This is a genomic window from Mesorhizobium sp. M7A.F.Ca.CA.002.05.1.1, from assembly GCF_003998335.1.
Taxonomy (GTDB): Bacteria; Pseudomonadota; Alphaproteobacteria; order Rhizobiales; family Rhizobiaceae; genus Mesorhizobium.
On sequence record NZ_RZQI01000669.1, the window covers coordinates 1 to 3,344 of the forward strand.

The following is a 3,344-nucleotide window of genomic DNA, read 5'->3' on the forward strand; positions in this document are numbered from 1 at the left end:
CCAAGCCGGCCCGCGCATGAGGCTCAATGCCTCTTGTCAAAATCTCCTGACACAAACAGTCCAAGACACTTCAATCACATAACAAAAAACCCCGCCGAAAATCGACGGGGTTTGTCAGCAGTCTGAAAGGCCGGGGATTACCCGGCCTTTTTTGTTTGGGATCGCATCGCCCCGATTTGTCTCATCCAAAGTGCGTTGCATATAATTCGCACCGCCTGCGCCTCCTGCTATTGTGATGTTTTGGCAACACTTTCTGAGCAACCCCTGCGCTGGAAGCCGGGCTGAGGAAATTGCCTATTTCCCGCCATAAACCCGGCGCACCTCGATCTGGTCTCGGGACACGCGCCAAAAGGCTCGGCGAGGGGGCAGCCGCTCCGCCCCATTTGCAGGGAAGATGGGGCAAGGAAGAGTATGGACGCCAAAGTCATCTCCAAGGCTAAGCTCCCTAGCCGCTATGTGACCGTCGGTCCGGCGCGTGCGCCGCATCGTTCCTATCTCTATGCCATGGGTTTGTCGGCGGCCGAGATTGCGCAGCCGCTGGTCGGGGTCGCCTCCTGCTGGAACGAGGCGGCGCCCTGCAACATCTCGCTGATGCGCCAGGCGCAGGTGGTCAAGAAGGGCGTCGCGTCCGCCAGCGGCACGCCGCGCGAATTCTGCACCATCACCGTCACCGACGGCATCGCCATGGGTCACCAGGGCATGAAGTCGTCGCTGGTGTCGCGCGAGGTCATCGCCGATTCGGTCGAACTCACCATGCGCGGCCATTGCTACGATGCGCTGGTCGGGCTCGCCGGCTGCGACAAGTCGCTGCCCGGCATGATGATGGCCATGGTGCGGCTCAACGTGCCGTCGATCTTCATCTATGGCGGTTCGATCCTGCCCGGCAGCTATCGCGGCCGCCAGATCACCGTGCAGGATGTGTTCGAGGCGGTTGGCCAGCATTCGGTAGGCACCATCGATGATGCCGAACTTCTCGAAATCGAGCAGGCGGCCTGCCCGTCGGCCGGCTCCTGCGGCGCCCAGTTCACCGCCAACACCATGGCCACCGTCGCCGAGGCGATCGGCCTGGCGCTGCCCTATTCCTGCGGCGCGCCGGCACCCTATGAAATGCGCGACCGGTTCAATTTCGCCTCCGGCGAAAAGATCATGGAGCTGATCGCGAAAAATATCCGGCCGCGCGACATCGTCACTCTGAAGGCGCTGGAGAATGCGGCGACCGTGGTCTCGGCCACCGGCGGTTCGACCAACGCGGCACTGCATCTGCCGGCGATCGCCCACGAGGCCGGCATCAAGTTCGACCTGTTCGACGTGGCCAAGATCTTCGAGAAGACGCCTTACATCGCCGACCTCAAGCCGGGCGGCAAATATGTCGCCAAGGACATGTTCGAGGCCGGCGGCATTCCGCTGCTGATGAAGACGCTGCTCGACCACGGCTATCTGCATGGCGACTGCATGACCGTGACTGGCCGCACTTTGGCCGAAAACATGCAGCACGTTGTCTGGAATGAGCATCAGGATGTGGTCCGCCCGGCCAACACACCCATTACCCAAACCGGCGGTGTCGTGGGCTTGAAGGGAAACCTTGCCCCCGAAGGCGCGATCGTGAAGGTCGCGGGCATGGCGGAGTTGAAGTTCTCCGGCCCGGCACGCTGCTTCGATTCGGAAGAGGAATGTTTCGAGGCGGTGACGCATCGCAACTACAGGGAAGGCGAGGTTCTCGTCATCCGCTACGAAGGGCCGCGCGGCGGCCCCGGCATGCGCGAGATGCTGTCGACGACGGCAGCGCTGTACGGCCAGGGCATGGGCGGCAAGGTGGCGCTGATCACCGACGGGCGCTTTTCGGGCGCGACGCGCGGCTTCTGCATCGGCCATGTCGGCCCCGAAGCAGCCGTGGGCGGCCCGATCGGACTGCTCAGGGATGGTGACGTGATCTCGATCGACGCGGTGAACGGCACGATCGACGTGGCGTTGTCCGATAGCGAACTGGCGGCGAGGGCAAAGACATGGAAGGCGCGCACGACCGACTATCAGTCGGGCGCGATATGGAAATATGCACAGACGGTAGGGCCGGCGCGCGATGGCGCGGTGACCCATCCGGGCGGTGCGAAAGAAACACACTGTTATGCGGACATCTGAGTTGTTGAGGTCGTCTGTCTTTTCGGCACTGGTCGTGGCCGCCACATTTGGCGCGACCTTTGGCGCCGTGGGCCAGGCCATGGCCTTCGACGACAAGGTGTTCGACGACAAGACCGGGGTGAAGCCGCAATCCAGCCCCTGGGCGGTCTTCCAGTTCGGCTTCTCCGCCTACAAGAACGGCCACAAGGAACAGGCTGCCGAGGCCTACAAATACGCTGCCGAAAACGGCCAGATCGGTGCCACCTGGAAGCTTGCCCGCATGTATGCCGAGGGCGACGGCGTGGCGCGCGATGACTATGAGGCGTTCAAGTTCTTCTCCGAGATCGTTGACCAGGACGTCGAGCCCGGCTCGCCTGAGGAAAGCTATGTCTCCGACGCGCTGGTGGCGCTTGGCGACTATTTGCGCACGGGCATTCCCGGCAGCCCGGTCGCCGAGAACGAGGTGGCGGCCCAGGAATATTACATGCGCGCCGCCGCCAACTACCGCAATCCGAACGCGCAGTTCGAGATGGGGCAGATGTTCTTGAAGGGCGAGGGCGGCGTGAAGGCCAGTGTCAAGCAGGCCGGGCGCTGGTTCCAACTCGCCGCCGAGAAAGGCCATGCCGGCGCCCAGGCGACACTGGGCCATTTGTTGTTCCAGAGCGGCAAGATCGTTCGCGGCCTGGCGATGATGACGGCAGCGCTCGAACGCGCTTCGCCGGCTGACCAGCCCTGGATCCGCGGCATGCAGGAAGAGGCATTTGCCACCGCCGGCGAGGCCGACCGCCGCACCGCCATCTCGCTGGCCGATGATATCCTCACCAAGGGCAACAACGCGGACCAGTAGTCTCGCGGCTGCGTCAGCTTCACCAGCAGCACTCGATTTCGATCGCGATCAGTTCTCGATCGGCTCCGTCGGCACCATGCTGGGCGCCGGCGTCGAGATCGGCGTGACATGGGGGTGTGGCGCCAAGGTGTTTTCCGGGCAGCTATCCCCGATCTTCGTCCACGATGTGTTGTTGAGCACCATGTCGCAGCGGGCCAGATGGCTCCGGTCGGCAACCGTCAGGCAGGCGACCTGGCCAAGCTGGTAGGATTTTCCATTGGCCAAGCATTCCTGGTCGGCAAATGCCGCACCGGGAGCGGCCATGGCAAATGCCAGGCCGATCGGACAAAGATGAAATCGTGTGCTCATGGAACCCCAGCCGCCATGCTGGACCGCAATGAAC

3 protein-coding genes are annotated in these 3,344 nt (G+C 63.1%); 2 read left to right on the plus strand and 1 reads right to left on the minus strand.

Annotation, left to right across the window (positions count from 1 at the left end):
* Window positions 1-411 precede the first annotated feature (411 nt).
* Complete coding sequence (ilvD, locus tag EN939_RS26300; RefSeq protein WP_127270685.1) at window positions 412-2,136, plus strand: dihydroxy-acid dehydratase; 1,725 nt, start codon at window positions 412-414, stop codon at window positions 2,134-2,136.
* Window positions 2,123-2,962, plus strand: coding sequence for a tetratricopeptide repeat protein (locus EN939_RS26305; RefSeq protein ID WP_127270686.1), 840 nt, complete (start codon window positions 2,123-2,125; stop codon window positions 2,960-2,962). The genes ilvD and EN939_RS26305 overlap by 14 nt, the downstream gene beginning before the upstream one ends.
* A gap of 48 nt (window positions 2,963-3,010) precedes the next feature.
* Here the strand turns inward: EN939_RS26305 and EN939_RS26310 are convergent.
* On the minus strand, window positions 3,011-3,344 hold a 334-nt coding region (locus EN939_RS26310), incomplete at its 5' end, for a hypothetical protein (RefSeq protein ID WP_335930804.1).